This is a genomic window from Bradyrhizobium sp. Cp5.3, from assembly GCF_000426265.1.
Classification (GTDB): domain Bacteria; phylum Pseudomonadota; class Alphaproteobacteria; order Rhizobiales; family Xanthobacteraceae; genus Bradyrhizobium; species Bradyrhizobium neotropicale.
In genome coordinates, this window is the sequence record NZ_AUFA01000004.1 from 356,517 (window position 1) to 373,396 (window position 16,880).

The following is a 16,880-nucleotide window of genomic DNA, read 5'->3' on the forward strand; positions in this document are numbered from 1 at the left end:
ACGGCGCCGTCGTGCCCCGCCGGCGCCGAATTGTTTGGATAGTCCTCTCGAAGCGAGAAGGTCATCACTGGAAAGACCATGCGCGTTGTCATTTGCGGCGGTGGCGTGATCGGCGGCTGCACCGCCTATTTCCTGCGCCGCCGCGGCATCGACGTCACCGTCGTCGAACGGACCGAGGTGGCGGCCGCCGCTTCCGGCAAGGCCGGCGGCTTCCTCGCGCTCGACTGGTGCGCCGGCACGTCGCTCGACGCGCTGGCGCGGCGCAGCTTTGCGCTACATGCACGGCTGGCGGACGAGATCGCGGGCGATTGGGGCTATCGCCGCATGAGCGCCTATAGCGGCTTCGTCGTGTCCGACGCCGATGCACGCCGCGATACGCCGGCCGCGCTCGGTTGGCTCTCCAATGGCATCGTCATCGCCCACCGCCTCGCCACGACGGAGACGACCGCGATCGTACATCCCCGCAAGTTCACCTCCGCCATGATGAACGCAGCGCTCGCGCAAGGCGCCGAGTTCCACACCGGACGCGTCACCGGCGTCATGCGCGATGCAAGCGGCACCGCACGCGGCGTCGAGATTGATGGCCGCACACTTGAGGCCGACGCCGTGGTGATCGCGATGGGGCCGTGGTCGCTGCTCGCCGCACAATGGATGAGCCTGCCCGCCGTCTACGGACAGCGCAGCCCCAGCATCGTCTACGACACCGGCACGGATGTCCCGGCGGATGCCTTGTTTCTGGAGTCTGAAGAGAACGGCGACGCGGTCTCGATCGAGGTTTTCCCGCGTGCGGACGGCAGCACGCACATCACCGCCTTCTCCGACGTCGCGCCGCTGCCGCTGGATCCCGCCGCCGTGACGCCGGACCAGGACGCCATCGACCGCCTGCAGGCGATCTCCGAGCGCATATCGCCCGCGTTTCGCGCCGATAGGATCATCGCGCGGCAGGCCTGCTTCCGTCCGGTCACGCAGGACGGCCTGCCGCTGATCGGCAAGGTGCCGCAAAGCGAAGGCCTCTACGTTGCGACCGGACACAATGTCTGGGGCATTCTCAATGCGCCCGCGACCGGGGAAGCGCTGGCGCAGCTGATCGCGGAGGGTGCAGCAGGCGACATCGACCTGTCGCCGTTCGATCCCAGCCGGATGCGGCCGCTCGATCCGTCGCTGCTGAGGGCACGCTAGGCCGCGCCGGAAAACGCAGCCTCCGCCTCGGTCCGCAGCCGGTCGGGTGTTTCGAGATAGCGCGGCGAATAGTGGAACGTCGTCATCTGCTTCACGCCCGCGGCGCGGGCGAGCTCGCCTGCCTGCATCGCCGTCAAATGATGGCGGGCCCTGGCGATCTCGACATCGTCGCCGGCAAAGGCTGCCTCGATGAAGAGATGATCGGCGCCGCGCGCAAGCGCGACAATGCGCTCGGCGTTATCAGGGGTGAAGGCAACGTCAGTCACGTAGGCAACGCGCTGTCCCGGCGCGACCTTGAGTGCGTGCCGCCTGAGCTCGCCGAGCCGGACGGTGCGACCATCGCCAACGGTGATCAGCATGTCGTCGTCCGCGTCGCTGCGCACCGCGCGCTTGGCCGCGTTGAGCCATGGTCCAACCTCGAGGCCAAGCTGCGCCAGGCCAACGCTCCAGACATTGACTCCGCGGCTCTCCTGCAGTGCAAACCCGAGGCAGGGCATGCCGTGATCGAGCGTAACCGCCTCGATGGAGAGATCACCATCCCTAAACATCAGCCCGGGCGCTAGCGATGCCTCCTCGCTCTTCTGGGCGCGGAACTGCCCTCGCGCCGCGAAGCCGGTCCAGTCGCCGAGCCGGCCATCGCAGAACTCGGCCGCTTCGATCATGAAGTCGGGTGACGTCGCATCGAGCAGATTCCAGCTATAGGCCGCGAGCTTGCCGGCGACGCCGGCAATGAGACCCGGCGGCCCCGTCACGCGCAAACGGCCGGGCTGATGATGCCGGCCCCGGAGCAACTGGTCGAAGCCGGCGAAATGATCCATGTGCCGATGGCTGACGAAGACGTCGCTGATGCGGAGCAGCTCGCGATTGGACAGGCCAGCGAGATCGCCGATGTCGAACAGCATCGCGCGGCGTCCGAACCTGAAATCGACGAGCAGGCCGGGATCGGCGAAAGGCTCGTTGACGAGGCGACATTGAACCAGCTGGGCCATGCTTAGGACCTTCCCGCGCGGCGCGGCGTTACCATTGTCAACGCGGCTCGCTCGCGGTCGCATCGACGCCCGCGGCGGGCGATGACCGATGGCTGCTCGCATCGCGAGCGGCTCGGCTCGACACCGACGATCGCAAGGCCGGGCGCGCACGGCATGGCGATCGACGAAATCTGCATGCCTGATCGCGAAACAGGGCTTGCAACTGCAACGCCTGCTGTTTGCGCAATTCTAGACTTTAGTCCGGCTCTCACAATCCTGAATGCAGTTTCACTTGCCGAGAATGCCATCGCCGGTATAGTCGCGCCCCAATAGCTCATAAGAGGCTTATTAAAGGGAGAGAACAACATGAAAACCATACTCTCTGGTGCATTGCGAATGGTCCTCGGCGCGGCCTCGCTCGGTGTACTGGTGACCGCATCGGGCGCGGCCCTTGCGGCAGACCCGATCAGGATCGGCGTGATCGCAGAGGCGCAGGCGATCGCCGGCGCATCGATCCCGCAGGCAGCGCAGCTTGCAGCCGACGAGATCAACGCGAGCGGCGGCGTCGACGGACGCAAGATCGAGATCATCTCCTACGACAACCATTCCTCCTCGGCGGATTCGGTGCGCGCGTTTCAGCGCGCGGTGAACGAGGACAAGGTTAACGCGGTCATTGCCAGCTACATCAGCGAAGTGGTGCTGGCGCTGGAGCCCTGGGCCTCGCGGTTGAAGACGCCTTTCGTCACGCCCGGTGCCGCCTCCAACGAGATCAGCAAAAGCGTTCACGCCGATTACGAGAAGAACAAGTACACCTTTCACGGCTATCTGACCTCGGCTGCGCTGGCGCTCTCGGTCTGCGACGCCGCCAAGGAATTGCTCGTCGACAAGATGCACATGAAGTCGGCGGTGATCATGAGCGAGGACGCGGCCTGGACCAAGCCGCTCGACGTCGGCTACGAGGAGTGCCTGCCCAAAGTCGGGCTGAAGGTGCTCGACCACATCCGCTTCTCGCCCGATACCACCGACTTCACGCCGATCTTCAACAAGATCGAAGGCTCCAAGCCCGACGTGATCATCACCGGCATCTCGCATGTCGGCGTCCAGCCGACCGTGCAGTGGAAGAACCAGCAAGTGCCGATCCCGATGTTCGGCATCTCGTCGCAGGCGACCAACGAGACCTTTGGCAAGGACACCAACCAGGCGGCCGAGGGCGTGCTCTACCAGGGCGTCTCCGGACCGGGCGTCGCAGTGACGCCGAAGTCGGTGCCGTTCGCGGAGAACTTCAAGAAGAAGTTCGGCAACTATCCGTCCTATGCCGGCTACACCGCCTATGACGAGGTCTATTACATCGCCGACGCGGCCAAGCGCGCCGGCTCGACGGATGCCGACAAGCTGGTCGCGGCGCTCGAGAAGACCGACTGGGAAGGCACGATCGGCCGCGTCCAGTTCTACGGCAAGGACGATCCGTTCACCCACTCGATCAAATACGGCAAGGGCCTGATCACCGGATTGATGCTGCAATGGCAGGACGGCAAGCAGATCGCGGTCTGGCCGAAAGAGGTAGCCAAGACCGAGATTAAGTTCCCGAGCTTCGTCAAGCTCACCACGAACTAGTCGGAAACAGCTCCCGGGACCATCTCCCGGGAGCTTCCACATGCGGCTCCTCGCAGCACCTTCCCTCAAAGCGGCAGCCAGACTGCCACCCGGCCAATCATAGATGCGAGCATTCCAGATTCTGATCGATGGCTTTGCCATCAGCGCCCTCTACGCTCTCGGTGCCACCGGCTTTACGCTGATCTTCGGCGTCTCCGGCGTCCTCAACCTCTCCCACGGTGCCATCATGGTGGCGGCAGCGGTGGCGGCCTGGGCCGCCGCCAGCATCCTGAATGTCGGCACCTATGCCGGCGCGCTGATCGGGGTCGCGGTCGCCCTGATCACGGCGTTTGCCACCTACTTCGCGGTGGTGAAGCCGATCCAGGATTCGCGCCGCATCCCGAATGAGGAGAAAGAGATCTTCGTCCTCACCGGCACGCTCTTGTGGGGCATCATGATCCAGGAGCTGATTGCCTATTTCTTCACCAACAACGCCAAGACCGTGCTGCCGATCGTCGAGGGCGTCGTCGATATCCTCGGCGTCCGCACGCCGAAGAACGAGATTTTCACCGCGATCGTGTGCTGCCTCGTCATCGCGCTGCTGTGGCTGCTGGTGAACCGCACCCGCACCGGCAAGGCGGTGCTGGCGGCGTCGATGAATCCGCGCGGCGTCACTCTGCTCGGGCTCGAACTCACCAACATCTTCATCGTGGTCTGGGCGATCTACGGCGTGCTCGCCGGCATCGCCGGCGTGCTGCTCGGGATGTTCCTGGGCGTCAGCTCTTACAGCGTCGGCCCGCTGACGGCGAGCGCTTTCTCGATCGTCGTACTCGGCGGCCTCGGCAGCGTCTCCGGCTCGCTGATCGCGGCCTTCGTGGTCGGCTATCTCGAAACCATCACGGCCTATCTGGTCTCGCCGGCCTATCGCACCATTCCGGCGCTCTTGCTGCTCGTCGTCGTGATGTACATCCGGCCCCAGGGCCTTCTGGGGAGGCGCTGAGATGTCGGGATTTTTCACCTCACGCCTGTTCTTCGTTTCGCTTGCCCTGGTCGTGATTGCGGCGACGCTGCCGCTCTACGTCTCCGGCTACGTGCTCGGACTTCTCACGGTCGCGTTCTATTTCGGCGTGTTCGCGATGGCCTGGGACCTCTTGTTCGGCTTCGCCGGCGAGGTCAATTTCGGGCCGACCTTCCTGATCGGCGTCGGCGCCTACACCGCCGGCATCCTGAACAACCAGTTCGGCTGGTCGGTCTATCTCTGCATCCTGCTCGGCGCCCTCGCCTCCGTCATCGCTGGCCTCGTGCTGGCGCTGCCAGCGCTCCGGGTCCGCGGGCCCTATTTCGGCCTGACCACGCTGGTCGCGGTCCTGATGCTGCAGAACTTCATCGTGGTGTTCGCCGATCTCACCGGTGGCGAAATCGGCCTGACCATCCCCGACGTCATCACCATCAACGCCGGCGCCAACTACTGGATCGCGCTCGGCTTCATGACGATCTCGGCGGCAATCCTCTACGGCCTGTCGCAATCGCCGATCGGGCTCGTGCTGCAGGCGAGCGGCCAGGATCCGGTGCAGGCCGGCGCGCTCGGCTTCAACATCGTCAAGCACAAGCTCGCCGCCTTCATCGTCAGCGCGTTCTTCTCCGGCCTGTCCGGCGCACTCTTGGTGTTCTACTTCGGCACCGCCTCGGTCGGCACCGTCGTCGACGTCGCGGTCGGCGTCAACGTCATCGTCTCGGCCGTGCTCGGCGGCCGGCGCACCGTACTCGGCGCGGCGCTGGGCGCGATCTTCCTGATCGTCGCCGGCGAATTCTTGCGGCCGACGGGCGAACTTGCGACCTTCATCGTCTCGGCGGTCGCCCTCCTCGTCGTGCTGTTCTTCCCCGGCGGCTTCCTCGGAGCGGCCCTCTCGCGCGAGGCACGCTCGTGATGGATATGATCGCAAACAGACCCGTGCTCGAAGTCCGCGGCCTCACAAAGCGCTTCGGCGGCCTGACCGCAGTGAAGAACCTCGGCTTCGAGGTCAATAGCGGCGAGATCTTTGGCCTGATCGGGCCGAACGGCTCGGGCAAGTCGACCGCGATGAAGAGCGTTATGGGCATCGAGCGCCCGACCGCCGGCGAAGTGATCTTCGAAGGCGAGAACGTTGCAGGCCTCCCCGCGCACAAGATCGCGCGAAAAGGCTTCGGCATGGTGTTCCAGCACTCGCGGCCACTGAACCGGCAGACCGTGCTGGAGAACATCATGGTCGCGCTCCTGCCGGACAGCCTGTTCATGCTCTTCCCGGACAAGGCGCTGGTCGATCGCGCCAAGTGGATCGCCGATCGCGTCGGACTGGGCGCGGTGATGAACCGCCGCCCGCCGACGCTGCCCTTTGCCGATCTGCGTCGGCTCGAGCTGGCCAAGGCAATCGCGCGCGACCCGAAGGTGGTCCTGGTCGACGAGCCCTTCGCCGGGCTGACCCGCGCCGAGGTCGACGTGTTCTCCGACCTGATCCGCAGTTTCCGCGATGAAGGGCGCGCGGTGATGCTGGTCGACCACAACGTCAAGAGCGTCGCGGCCCTCGTCGACCGTGTGCTCGCGATGTATCTCGGCGAAGAGATCGTCACCGGCAAGGCCGACGAGGTGATGAAGAACGAGACCGTGCGGCGGGTCTATCTCGGCGGCGCGATCGAGACCCATGCGCGGCCCGAGACCAGCTTCAAGGACAAGGTGCCGCTGCTCCAGGTCGAGAACGTCAGTGTTCATTACGGCAAGGCGCAGGCGCTCGAGAACGTCTCGATCCATGTCCACGAGGGCGAGTTCGTCTCGATCGTCGGCCTCAACGGCGCCGGCAAAACCACGCTGTTCAACACCATCTCAGGCTTCCTGCCCTATAGCGGCGAGATCCTGCGCGGCGGCGAGAAGCTGCGTGGCACGAGCCCCGCGAAGATCGCCCGCGGCGGTCTCGTGCAATGCCCGGAATCGCGCGAGCTGTTCGGCGAAATGACGGTGCGCGAGAACCTCGATCTCGGCGGCCAGCATCTCACCGACGAGGCGCGCAGAGCGCAGCTCGCCTGGCTGTTCGAGCTGTTCCCGATCCTCAAGGAACGCCAGGGCCAACTGGCGCAGACGCTGTCCGGCGGCGAGCAGCAGATGCTCGCGATCGGCCGCGCGCTGATGATGCAGCCGCAGATCCTGATCCTGGACGAGCCGACGCTCGGCCTCGCCCCCGTCATCCTCGAGCAATTGTCCAAGGCGCTGGAGAAGCTGCAGCAGACCACGTCAATCACGGTGCTGCTCGGCGAGCAGAACGTGACGTTCGCGCTTCCGCATGCCGACCGCGTCTACGTGCTCGAGCATGCGCGGATCGTCTGGGAAGGCGATCCCGGCCGCTTCGCCGCGGAGGCCGGCGCCGGATATCTCTGAGGCAGTTCATAACGACGACAGAACAATAGAAAGGGAAACGACCATGCGATCATCGACGACAATGAGCCGTAGCCTCCTTCTCGCCTCCGCGCTGGCGCTGTGCCTCGCCGCGCCGGCCTACGCGCAGTCGAACGATCCGATCAAGATCGGCGTCATCGCCGAGGTGCAGTCGATCGCGGGTGCGGCTACCCCAGGCGGCGCGCAGATCGCAGCCGACGAGATCAACGCCAAGGGCGGCGTGCTCGGCCGCAAGATCGAGATCGTCACTTACGACAACAAGAGCTCGTCGGCGGATTCCGTGCGCGCCTTCCAGCGCGCAGTGAGCGAGGACAAGGTCTCCGCCGTGATCGCGAGCTACATCAGCGAAGTCGTGCTGGCGCTCGAGCCCTGGGCGGCCCGGTTGAAGATGCCACTGATCACCCCCGGCGCCGCCTCGAACGAGATCACCAAGGCGATTCACAACGACTATGAGAAGAACAAGTACACTTTCCACGGCTATCTGACGTCGGCGGCGCAGGCGCAGCTCGTCTGCGACGCGGCCAAGGATCTTCTGGTCGACAAGCTCAAGTTCAAGACTGTCGCGATCATGAGCGAGGACGCGGCCTGGACCAAACCGCTCGACGTCGGCTACGAGGCCTGCCTGCCCAAGGCCGGACTGAAGGTCGTCGAGCACGTGCGCTTCTCGCCCGATACGACCGACTTCACGCCGATCTTCAATAATATGGAGAGCAAGAAGCCGGACGTGATCGTGACCGGCATCTCCCATGTCGGCGTGCAGCCCACGGTGCAGTGGAAGAACCAGCAGGTGCCGATCCCGATGTTCGGCATCAGCGCGCAGGCGCTGAGCCCGACCTTCTGGAAGGACACCAACGGTGCCGCCGACGGCGTGCCGTCGCTCGCCGTGGCAACACCCGATGTTGCCGTAACCTCCAAGACAAAACCGTTTGCGGCAGCCTTCAAGGCCAAGTTCGGCACGCCGCCGGCCTATACCGGCTACACCGCCTATGACGAGGTCTACTTCATCACCGAAGCGATCAAGCGCGCGGGCTCGACTGATCCCGACAAGATGGTCGCCGAGTTGGAGAAGACCGATTATGAGGGCACGATCGGCCGCATCCAGTTCTACGGCAAGGACGACGAGTTCACCCACGGCATCAAGTCCGGCCCCAGCGCGGTGACCGGTCTCGTGTTCCAGTGGCAGGACAGCAAGCAGGTCGTGGTCTGGCCCGAGAAGATCGCGGAAGGCAAACTCAAGTTTCCGAACTTCGTGAAGCTGTCGCAGTAACCCCTACCCGCCGACGTCGCGCCCATCGCTCGTTGCGGAGCGGTGGGCATTTTTCTTGGTCTTTCGCAATTGCGTCCTGCGGCACGGCCGACCCGTATCGACCTTGGGCGATGTTGACTTTCCAGTTCCCGCTCTGAATACTTCGCAAAAAAATAACAACCGATCATACGACGGTTCAGAGGGAGGATAGGATGCCGACTTCACGCAGGACGCTGCTGAAGACCTCGGCGGCTGCCGCCGCCGCACTCAGCCTCGATTGGACGCGCGCCCAGGCACAAGCCGAGACATTGCGCATCGGCCTGATCTACGATCTCACCGGACCGTTCGCCGCAGGCGGCTCGGTCGCTTCCTCAGTCGGCGCACAGATCGCCATCGACCTCGTCAACGAGAAGGGCGGCATCGGCGGCAAGTACAAGGTTGCTCCGGTCGCCGCGGATTCCCAGAGCAAGCCCGACGTTGCGATCAACGAGGCCGAGCGCCTGATCAGCCAGGAAAAGATCGACATCCTCAACGGCGTCTATGCGAGCTCGCATGCGGTGCCGCTCGCGGCCAAGGTCGAGCAGCAGAAGAAGATCCTCTGGATCACGACCGCCGTTTCGACCGCCGTGTTCAAGGACAAGAACCTGCAATACGTCTTTCGCGCGCAGATTCACTCGGATCAGTACGGCCAGGCGTTCGCGAGCTTCCTCGCCGAGCACGCGCAAGGCAAGCTCGGCATGGACCCCAAGGACGTCAAGGTCGCGCTGATCCACGAGGACGGCCCCTATGGCGTCGGCGTCGCCGCGGCCGACGAGGCCTATGCCAAGCAAGCCGGCATCCAGGTGGTGCTGCGCGAGGGCTACTCCGCCTCCGCCCCCGACCTGTCGGTGCTCGTGACCAAGATCAAGCGCGCCAAAGCCGACGTGATCTCGCATGCCGGCTACAATCCGGATATCACGCTGTTCCTGCGCCAGGCGCGCGAGAGCGGCCTGCGCTTCAAGATGTTGTTCGGCGCCGGCGCCGGCTACAGCCAACTCGACAAGCTGCGCGCCACCTTCGGCGCCGATATCGACAATTTCTGCAACATCGATCCAGTGCCGGCGCAACTGCTCGATCCGTCGAAGCTCGCGCCGGGCATGGGCGATCTGATCAAGACTATGGTCAGCCGCTACCAGGCCAAGACCGGCGCCACCGACGTGCCGCCGCACTGCTCGATGGGCTTCAACCAGACCTGGGTGCTGCTCAACAACGTGCTGCCTGTCGCCAAGGAGAAATACGGCAGCTTCGAGCCCGAGGCCATTCGGAAGGCGGCACTCGACGTCGACATCCCTGCCGGCGGCACGATCCAGGGCTACGGCGTGAAGTTCTTCCCGCCGGGCACGCCACTCTCCGGCCAGAACGAACGCTCGACGCCGGTGGTGATGCAGAACGCCGGCGAGCACATTTCTGTGGTGTGGCCAACGAACATTCGCACACAGGATCCGGTGTTTCCGTTGCCGAAGGGGTCGACCTACGGGGCGTAGTAACACGACACCAAGCTGACGGCGCAACCCCGCTCTCGTGCTTGCGAGCCGGCATGTCGCGAACAAATCAGTCGGGTGAGACGCACGGCACACTTTCGCTTCCGCGCTCGTGCTATGCGCGAGAGCCATTCATCACGATGGCGCGAGAAGTGGAGATGTTCATGAAAATTCTTGCTGCTGCCCTGTTCGGAATTGCTGTTCTGTCGACCGCGCTGTGGCTGACGTCGGCACCCGCACTTGCCCTTGGCGGCTGCGGTCGAAACGCACATCGCGATGGCTGGGGCCGTTGCGTTCCCGGCGGTCAAAATCAGGACTGGTGCATTCGAAAGACGGGCCATCCGGCCACGCTCATGCCCGATGGAACGTGGCGCTGCATTTGATTTGAGGCCGCCGCCTTCCGCGTGACCGGCGACTTCCAGGTAGACGGGGCAGTGGCTGCGAGCCGGGTGAGGGGTATCTCTCCGCGAGTGAACATCTCAACGTTCGAGTTCGCGGAAGCAACCCCTCGCCCGGCGCCATAGCCGAAGCTGCGCTTCGGCGTTCTCTTAGGAACGGCGGCCAAAGGCCGCCTACGCCACCTTCTTCCACAAACAAGGGGAGAAGGAAGACCGCTCCTATGCCTTGCCCCGCATAAAGCCGGGCACCGGCAAGCGTCTCGATCAGCGTTGCAGCCAACGACGCTTGCATCCAGTGGTAAACTTCTTCGCGCTGTAGTTGGATTTTTGGTCGCGGGGCAGCGCGTTCAAGTTGTTTGACGAAGTCTTGTTGAAACAGGAGCTTGCTACAGTAGGCTTTAGGTAATTGGTCCTGCTCTTTGTTCGCACGACTGGCGCAGCCGGCGAACGGGTTCGCATCGCGGAGCCGTCCAGCAGGGCTCGTGTTGGGAATACTCATATTAGTGATACTCAACGATGGGGGTGACCATGCCCGCCATATTCGACCTGCTCTATCGCGAATATTGCCGCGCTCGCCTCACTGAAATGCGGAAACAGCTTCTGCTCACGAGCAAACGACCTGAACTCTTGCAAGCGGATTGCGATCCTGCTGATCCGAGCAGCTTTGACACGGCAGACACGCAGCACGAAGTGCGTGACGGCGCGCTGAGTTGAAGCGCGCCAAAAAGCAGGGGGGCCTCTCCTCGCCGCAGCAGCCAGCAGGAAAAGCGGCAACAGTTCAGGAGGCAACATGAACACGCCAGAATTCTATACTGCATCGATCGCCTGCATCTCGTGCGCGACCATTTTTGTTTTAATGGCTATCGGAGCTTGGTAGGCGACGGCGGTCACTGCGCTGGCGCGTGGTCAATCAAGCTATGCTGCGATGACGTAAGCACACTCGCCGCGCCGACGGTGCCCCTCTCCCATTGTGGAGGAGGGTGGCAGAGGCGGCCTTCGGCCGCCGTCCTTGGAAACGCCGATGCTACGCATCGGCTATCGCGCAGCGGCGATACCGGTGAGGGGTTCTCTCCGCGAGTAAACCTCTCGACATTTTAACGATGCGACGATGTGAGTTGGTTCACAACGAACCGGGAGACAGAAGCAGTAGCCTTGCTTTGGCAGAACCTGGGCGGGTCTGCAAATAAAAACCTCGTACACTCTCAATACGAGCTTCGCCGAAAATAGCCCCCAAAGGATTCCCATTGTGGGCCCCCTCTCGGGGGCTTTCTTTGTTTGCGCGCCTCTCTGCTCAACCATGCGCGCGGCTGGCACAGCCGGCTCTTCACTACAACGCCACGCGCCTTCCCTCTTCCGCTGCCCAATATCCCGCGTAGTTCACTTTGATGGTCTCATACGCCAGCGCCAGGTCCGACAGCGGCTGCCGGCCCGTGGCGGCACATTCCATGAAGTCCTGGATCTCCTGGAGATAGCCGCGCGTCCATTCCTCCTCGAGGCAGACGTATTGCCAGCCGGTTTTGCGGTCGACCTTTTCGGTGATGTAGACGCTGGCGAGCTTCTCCTCGCTGGTCTGGTAGCTCATCAGATGCGTGTTCGGCGTGATGTTGGCGAACAGCGAACCGCCGGAGGTGTAGGTCTCGATCAAATTGCGTACGCCGCCCATGATCATATCGCCGGAGAACACGGTGGCCTTGGTGCCGTCGGAGAAGGTGGCGGTGAGCGTGCCCCAGTCCTCGACGTCGACTGGATTGGCCTTGATGTAGGTGCGCTCCTCGGGCTTGAGGCCGGCGGTGACGTTGCCGACATCGCCGGAGACGCTGGCGACGCGGATGGTCTCGCCACGCGCCTTGGCCTCGACCTGCTTCAGATAAAGCACAGCCGAAAGCGGATGGCAGCCCATGCGGATCAGCGAGCCGCCGCCGGTCATGGCCCATTCCGCGGCGTGGGCGGCATGCGAGCCGGAATGGCTCTCCTCGCCCTTCATGAACAGGATCTTGTCCCCGGTTGCTTTGATAATCTGCGCGATCTTGGTCACCGCGGGCGCGTAGATCCAGTCCTCGGCATACATGAACAGCTTTCCGGTGCGCTCGATCGCGGCCCGGGTCTTGTCCATCTCCTCCAGCACGCGCTCGTACATCAGGCCCTTCGGCACGTGTCTGCCGATCGGCTGCTTGTCGCCCTCGCGGCCGAAATAGCCAGCGAACGGCTTCTCACAGATGACGTGCTTGCCGGCCTGCATGGCCGCGACGATCATCTCGGCGTGGAGGCTCGGTGGCGTGCAGATGTCGATGACGTCGAGCTCGCGATCCGCAATCAGCTCGACGAAGCTGCGATAGAAGCGCGGGATCTGGTGGCGCCGGGCGAATTCGACGACATGATCGCCACGTGCCGCCACCGCCGCGACCTCGACGTCAACGCCGTAGACCCGCCGGAACGCATACATGTGCAGCTCCGACACGAAGCCGCAGCCCACGAGCCCCACCCTGATCCTCGCCATCGCGAGCCCCTCCGCTTGCCGTTTGTCTTGCCGTCGTCGCAGGCTCTTGCCTGACTGCGGCCCCGGCCGCTAGTCTAGTTCGACAGTCGCTATTGGGGAAAGGGAGGTTTCCATGAAGTGGTGTCTCGGCGTCTTGATTGCGGGGGTCCTGATCAGCGCGGCGAGCGCACAGGACTCTCCCTTCCGAAAGGAGCTGAAGCGGGCCGACCTCTCGGGCACGAACATGGAGGTCATCACCAGCATCAATGAGATCAAGCCCGGCGACTCCTCGGCGCTTCACGTTCATCATGGTGAGGAGTCGTTCTACGTCGTGTCAGGCGGAACGATCGAGCTTCCGGACGGCAAGCAGGTGCCGTTCCCGACCGGGACGACCGGCATCAACCGTCGTGACGTTCCTCACGGCGCATTCAAGGTCGTCGGCGACAAGCCGATCGTCTATCTATCCACGCACATCGTCGACAAGGGCGTGTCGCTTTACGACACGCCAAAATAGCCGCGAAGCCCGGAGCGGAAGACCTCGCCGCTCGCTATTCCACCGAGACGCGCACCACGCCGGCGCTCATCATGCCGAGTGCGCGGGCGGCGGGGACGGAGAGATCGACGATGCGGCCGCGGATGAAGGGACCGCGATCATTGACGCGGCACTGGATCGAGCGGCCGCCATAAGACACCTTGAGCACACTGCCGAAGGCACGCGTCCGATGCGCGCAGGTCAGTTCGCCATTCCTGGCGGCCTTTCCGTATCCGTAGTATGAGGCAAGTCCACTTTCGGCGTGAGCCAGAGAAAACGTAACAAGACAAAAGAATAGCGTCGTCAGCGCTCGCACGGCACCGCTCCCGGGTTGGCCTGCCTGCGGCTGCAAACGTGGACTTGTTCCTTGAAGTTCCAAAAACACTGCCGGGCTCGGTCCGGCAGTGCCATCACACATTGTTACTGTTTGTGGAAGACGAGTATGCGCAGCTCGATGCTTTCGCGCGGCGGCGCATCAAGCGGCGTGGTCGGATCGACGAAGGCCGTGTGTGGCCCGAAGCGGGTGCGGCCATCGGTCGCGGAATCGTAGCACTTCAGCAGCAACGCCTCGTCCGGCGTCATCTCCGGGAAATAGAACCAGCGATGGTTCGGATTGTATTTCACCGAATAGGTTTCGCCGCGGCGGTTGGGATAGATCAGATCGGAAGCGACGAGATCACCGGGCTCCACTGTCGTGCCGTCAGCCATCGCCAGCGGCGAATCGCGCAAGGGACCGCGGATCGGCCGCCAGAGATTGATCACCTGCACTCGGCCCTTGAGCAACTCGTCGGCCTCGTCAGGCAGATGTTCGCGCACGCGGTTGGCGCCCGAGAGGATGGTCTGGTCGACATGGACGCGGGTCGCGGGCTGCCGCGGCCCGGCGCCGCGGATGTCGGCAGCGCCATCGACACGCTTGCGCACGGTGTGATCGAAGATCACGACGCGGTCTGCCTTCAGCGTCGCTCGCAGGAAGGCCTCCACGGCGGGATAGTAGACCGCCCTCACCTCTTCATCGTTGTAGAAGTCCCTCACGCGCGTCGGGTGGCGCACCAGGGCAAACCCCTCGCGGTCGAGCGAGATGTTTTGCGCGATCAGCCGTGCATCGAAGATCGGGACCTGGTGCGGCTCGGGCAACGCCGTGCTCTTCGGCTCGCCCGGCGGCGGATCGAACGCGTAAGTGCGCGGCTTGGCCGCTGTCGGCGCGAGATAGTTGAGTTCGGCGTTGACGAAGGGAAGCGATACGATTTTTGTTTCTTGCAGGCCCATGGCCGGTCTCCCGATGAGGACGTCTGTTTGATCTTTGACGGGCCATAGCGCGCTGCAAGGGAGGCGATGCAAATAGCAATAGGGCTCTCGCCGAGCTCCAGATTGCAGACGGAATGTTTCAAAAATTGCAGCCGAGAGGGAAACCTCGTTCATGCCTCACGAATGCTTGAGTGTTTGTGAGGTCTCGTGCCCCGGATGCAGCGCTGCTCCGCGTTGGAGACACGAGAGTATGCCTAGCGGCTACAATCCTGCCTTTGCGATCACATCCGCGAACGAGCGATCGACGATCTCCGCCGCATCAGCTTCTGTTTGATCAAACCCCAGCGGAAGTACAGATCAATGGTCGCCTGCTCGTCCGCTACCACGCTATCGTCGATCGGGGCGATCCGGATCCTTGCGCGCGAGAGCCAATTTTGCGGCACGGCGGTCGGGATGTTCATCAGCCTGCCCCAGGTCTCCGCATAACCGTTCACATTGTTCAGCGACCACGCCCGCGCCGCGGTCAGACGCCGGATGAAGTCGGTCAGCTCCGCGCGCTTGTCGCGGATCGCGTCGGGTCGCGCCACCTGAAAGCTCAGGCCCGGCGTCAGACCTTCCGAGGTGATGATGCGGCGCGACCTGAACAGCACCTCCTCCTGGCTGACATAGGGCTCCCAAGTTGACCATGCATCGACCGAACCTTGCGTGTAGGCGATCTTGGCTTCGGACGGTGCGAGGAACGCGATCTGCACGTCGCTTCTGCTCCAGCCGTTCTTCTCCAATGCCGCGAGGATGAGCTGATGGCCGATCGAGCCGCGACCGGTTGCGATCTTCTTGCCGCGCAGATCGTCGAATGTCCTGATCGGCGAATTCTCAGGAACGAGGATCGCGAGCCCCTCGCGCGTCTGGCGGATCGCGGCAATCGCCCTCACCGGCGCGCCGGAGGCGGCGGCGAAGGTAAAGGGCGCATCGCCGACGAGGCCGGTCTCGATCGCGCCGGCGCTCAGCGCTTCGAGCAGCGGTGCTGTGGCCGGAAACTCCTTCCATTCGATCTTGTAGGGGACGTCCTTGAGGACGCCGGCTGCTTCCATCACGGCTTGCGAATTGCCCTTCTGGTCGCCGACGCCCAAGGTGGGTTGCGCGGCCGCCAGTTCAAGCGAACCGAACAGCAGCGCGCCGGCCAGCATGAGGCGGATCATTCCGCGGCCTCGCCGCGGGCGACCTGACGTTCAACGATCAGCTTGCGCGTCAGCGGGATCAGCTCGCGGCCATATTCGATGGCATCGATCAATGGATCGAAGCCGCGGATCAGGAAATGGGTGATGCCGAGGTCAAAATAGTCGCCGAAGACTTCGGCCACCTGCTCGGGCGTGCCGACCAGCGCCGTGGTGTTGCTGTTGGCGCCGGTGAGCTTTGCGATCTCGGTCCAGAGCCGCTTGTCGATGCGGCTGCCCTGGTCGGCAAGCGCGAGCAGGCGCCGTGCACCGGCGGTGGCATGCCCGTCGGCCGGCTTGCGATAGCCGGTCTTGTCCTGAAGCGCGGTGGCGCGCGCCAGGATTTCTTCCGCCTTCTCCCAGGCCTGCTTCTCAGTCGGCGCAATGATCGGCCGCACCGAAAGGCTGAAGCGCGGCGTCGGCCGCCTCTGCCTGACCGCTGCGTTATGGACGCGCGAGGTGACGTCGCGCACCTGGGCGTAGGATTCGCCCCACAGCGCGAAGGTATCGGCGTGCCTGCCGGCAACGTCGATGGCCGCCTCCGAGGCGCCGCCGAAATAGATCCTGATGCCCTCGGCTCGATACGGCTTCACCTGCGAGAAGGCGTTCTCCACCTGGTAGTACTTGCCCTTGTAGGTGAACGGCTTGTCGCTGGTCCATTCTTGCCGGACGATATCGAGGAATTCGGAGGTGCGGGCATAGCGCGCGTCCTTGTCGTCGAGCGTATTGCCGTCCTGCCGGAGCTCGGTGGCGTTGCCGCCGGTGATGACGTGCAGCGCGACACGGCCGCGGGAGAACTGGTCGAGCACGGCAAACTGCCGCGCCAGCAGCGTCGGCGCGGTGAAGCCGGGGCGCTGCGCGATCAGCACATTCAGGCGATCGGTGACGTTAAGAACGTGCTGGGCGACCTGGAGACTGTCCGGCGTGGTCGAATGGAACGCAAGCAGCGCGCGGTCGAAGCCGGCATTCTCATGTGCCTTCGCCACCGTCTCGATATGCGTCGGATCGAGGACCGGGCCCTCGCGGACGATGGTCTCCGACGAATTGTTGTTGCTGATGTAACCGATGAACTCGATCGACATGAT

At 63.7% G+C, this 16,880-nt stretch carries 15 protein-coding genes and 1 pseudogene; 10 read left to right on the plus strand and 6 right to left on the minus strand.

Annotated features, from left to right (window positions below):
* The first annotated feature begins 78 nt into the window (after positions 1–78).
* A complete protein-coding gene (locus K289_RS0109405) occupies positions 79–1,179 on the plus strand; it encodes an FAD-binding oxidoreductase (RefSeq protein ID WP_027551269.1) in 1,101 nt (366 codons plus the stop codon).
* On the opposite strand, the gene K289_RS0109410 is transcribed toward K289_RS0109405, so the two are convergent.
* On the minus strand, positions 1,176–2,168 hold the full coding sequence (locus tag K289_RS0109410; RefSeq protein WP_027551270.1) for an MBL fold metallo-hydrolase: 993 nt from the start codon (positions 2,166–2,168) through the stop codon (positions 1,176–1,178). The two genes, K289_RS0109405 and K289_RS0109410, sit on opposite strands and share 4 nt — an antisense overlap.
* Positions 2,169–2,513: 345 nt before the next feature.
* On the opposite strand from K289_RS0109410, the gene K289_RS0109415 reads away from it, so the two are divergent.
* The 8 genes from K289_RS0109415 (at position 2,514) to K289_RS48575 (ending at position 11,042) form a co-directional block, all read left to right on the plus strand.
* Positions 2,514–3,761 (plus strand): ABC transporter substrate-binding protein, encoded by a 1,248-nt coding sequence (locus K289_RS0109415; RefSeq protein ID WP_027551271.1) that lies wholly within the window; start codon positions 2,514–2,516, stop codon positions 3,759–3,761.
* 103 nt (positions 3,762–3,864) lie between these two features.
* Positions 3,865–4,740: a branched-chain amino acid ABC transporter permease gene (locus K289_RS0109420; RefSeq protein WP_027551272.1), complete on the plus strand. Its 876-nt coding sequence runs from the start codon at positions 3,865–3,867 to the stop codon at positions 4,738–4,740.
* Between the two features lies 1 nt (position 4,741).
* Positions 4,742–5,668 carry a branched-chain amino acid ABC transporter permease gene (locus K289_RS0109425; RefSeq protein WP_027551273.1) on the plus strand — a complete coding sequence of 309 codons (927 nt, stop codon included), beginning with the start codon at positions 4,742–4,744 and terminating at the stop codon, positions 5,666–5,668.
* On the plus strand, positions 5,668–7,146 hold the full coding sequence (locus tag K289_RS0109430) for an ATP-binding cassette domain-containing protein (protein WP_027551274.1): 1,479 nt from the start codon (positions 5,668–5,670) through the stop codon (positions 7,144–7,146). The genes K289_RS0109425 and K289_RS0109430 overlap by 1 nt, the downstream gene beginning before the upstream one ends.
* Before the next feature lie 43 nt (positions 7,147–7,189).
* Positions 7,190–8,431 (plus strand): ABC transporter substrate-binding protein, encoded by a 1,242-nt coding sequence (locus K289_RS0109435; RefSeq protein ID WP_027551275.1) that lies wholly within the window; start codon positions 7,190–7,192, stop codon positions 8,429–8,431.
* Positions 8,432–8,622: 191 nt separating this feature from the next.
* Positions 8,623–9,933: an ABC transporter substrate-binding protein gene (locus K289_RS0109440; protein ID WP_027551276.1), complete on the plus strand. Its 1,311-nt coding sequence runs from the start codon at positions 8,623–8,625 to the stop codon at positions 9,931–9,933.
* Positions 9,934–10,094: 161 nt separating this feature from the next.
* A complete protein-coding gene (locus tag K289_RS48570; protein ID WP_084788587.1) occupies positions 10,095–10,313 on the plus strand; it encodes a GCG_CRPN prefix-to-repeats domain-containing protein in 219 nt (72 codons plus the stop codon).
* A gap of 543 nt (positions 10,314–10,856) precedes the next feature.
* On the plus strand, positions 10,857–11,042 hold the full coding sequence (locus K289_RS48575; RefSeq protein ID WP_198024678.1) for a hypothetical protein: 186 nt from the start codon (positions 10,857–10,859) through the stop codon (positions 11,040–11,042).
* Positions 11,043–11,655: 613 nt separating this feature from the next.
* On the opposite strand, the gene K289_RS0109450 is transcribed toward K289_RS48575, so the two are convergent.
* Entirely contained in the window at positions 11,656–12,825 is a 1,170-nt protein-coding gene (locus tag K289_RS0109450; protein WP_027551278.1) for a Gfo/Idh/MocA family protein, read from the minus strand.
* 112 nt (positions 12,826–12,937) lie between these two features.
* Here K289_RS0109450 and K289_RS0109455 point away from each other — a divergent pair, with 112 nt between their 5' ends.
* Positions 12,938–13,318, plus strand: a complete 381-nt coding sequence (locus K289_RS0109455; protein ID WP_051310532.1) for a cupin domain-containing protein — start codon at positions 12,938–12,940, stop codon at positions 13,316–13,318.
* Between the two features lie 34 nt (positions 13,319–13,352).
* Here the strand turns inward: K289_RS0109455 and K289_RS0109460 are convergent, their stop codons facing one another.
* The 4 genes and pseudogenes from K289_RS0109460 to K289_RS0109475 form a co-directional block, all read right to left on the minus strand.
* Positions 13,353–13,652 carry a septal ring lytic transglycosylase RlpA family protein gene (locus K289_RS0109460; RefSeq protein WP_027551280.1) on the minus strand — a complete coding sequence of 100 codons (300 nt, stop codon included), beginning with the start codon at positions 13,650–13,652 and terminating at the stop codon, positions 13,353–13,355.
* Positions 13,653–13,756: 104 nt separating this feature from the next.
* Positions 13,757–14,602, minus strand: coding sequence for a CmcJ/NvfI family oxidoreductase (locus K289_RS0109465; RefSeq protein ID WP_027551281.1), 846 nt, complete (start codon positions 14,600–14,602; stop codon positions 13,757–13,759).
* A 240-nt stretch (positions 14,603–14,842) separates the two neighbouring features.
* Positions 14,843–15,780: pseudogene (locus K289_RS0109470) on the minus strand (ABC transporter substrate-binding protein).
* Positions 15,777–16,877 (minus strand): LLM class flavin-dependent oxidoreductase, encoded by a 1,101-nt coding sequence (locus tag K289_RS0109475; protein ID WP_027551283.1) that lies wholly within the window; start codon positions 16,875–16,877, stop codon positions 15,777–15,779. The pseudogene K289_RS0109470 and the gene K289_RS0109475 overlap by 4 nt, the downstream one beginning before the upstream one ends.
* Positions 16,878–16,880 lie beyond the last annotated feature (3 nt).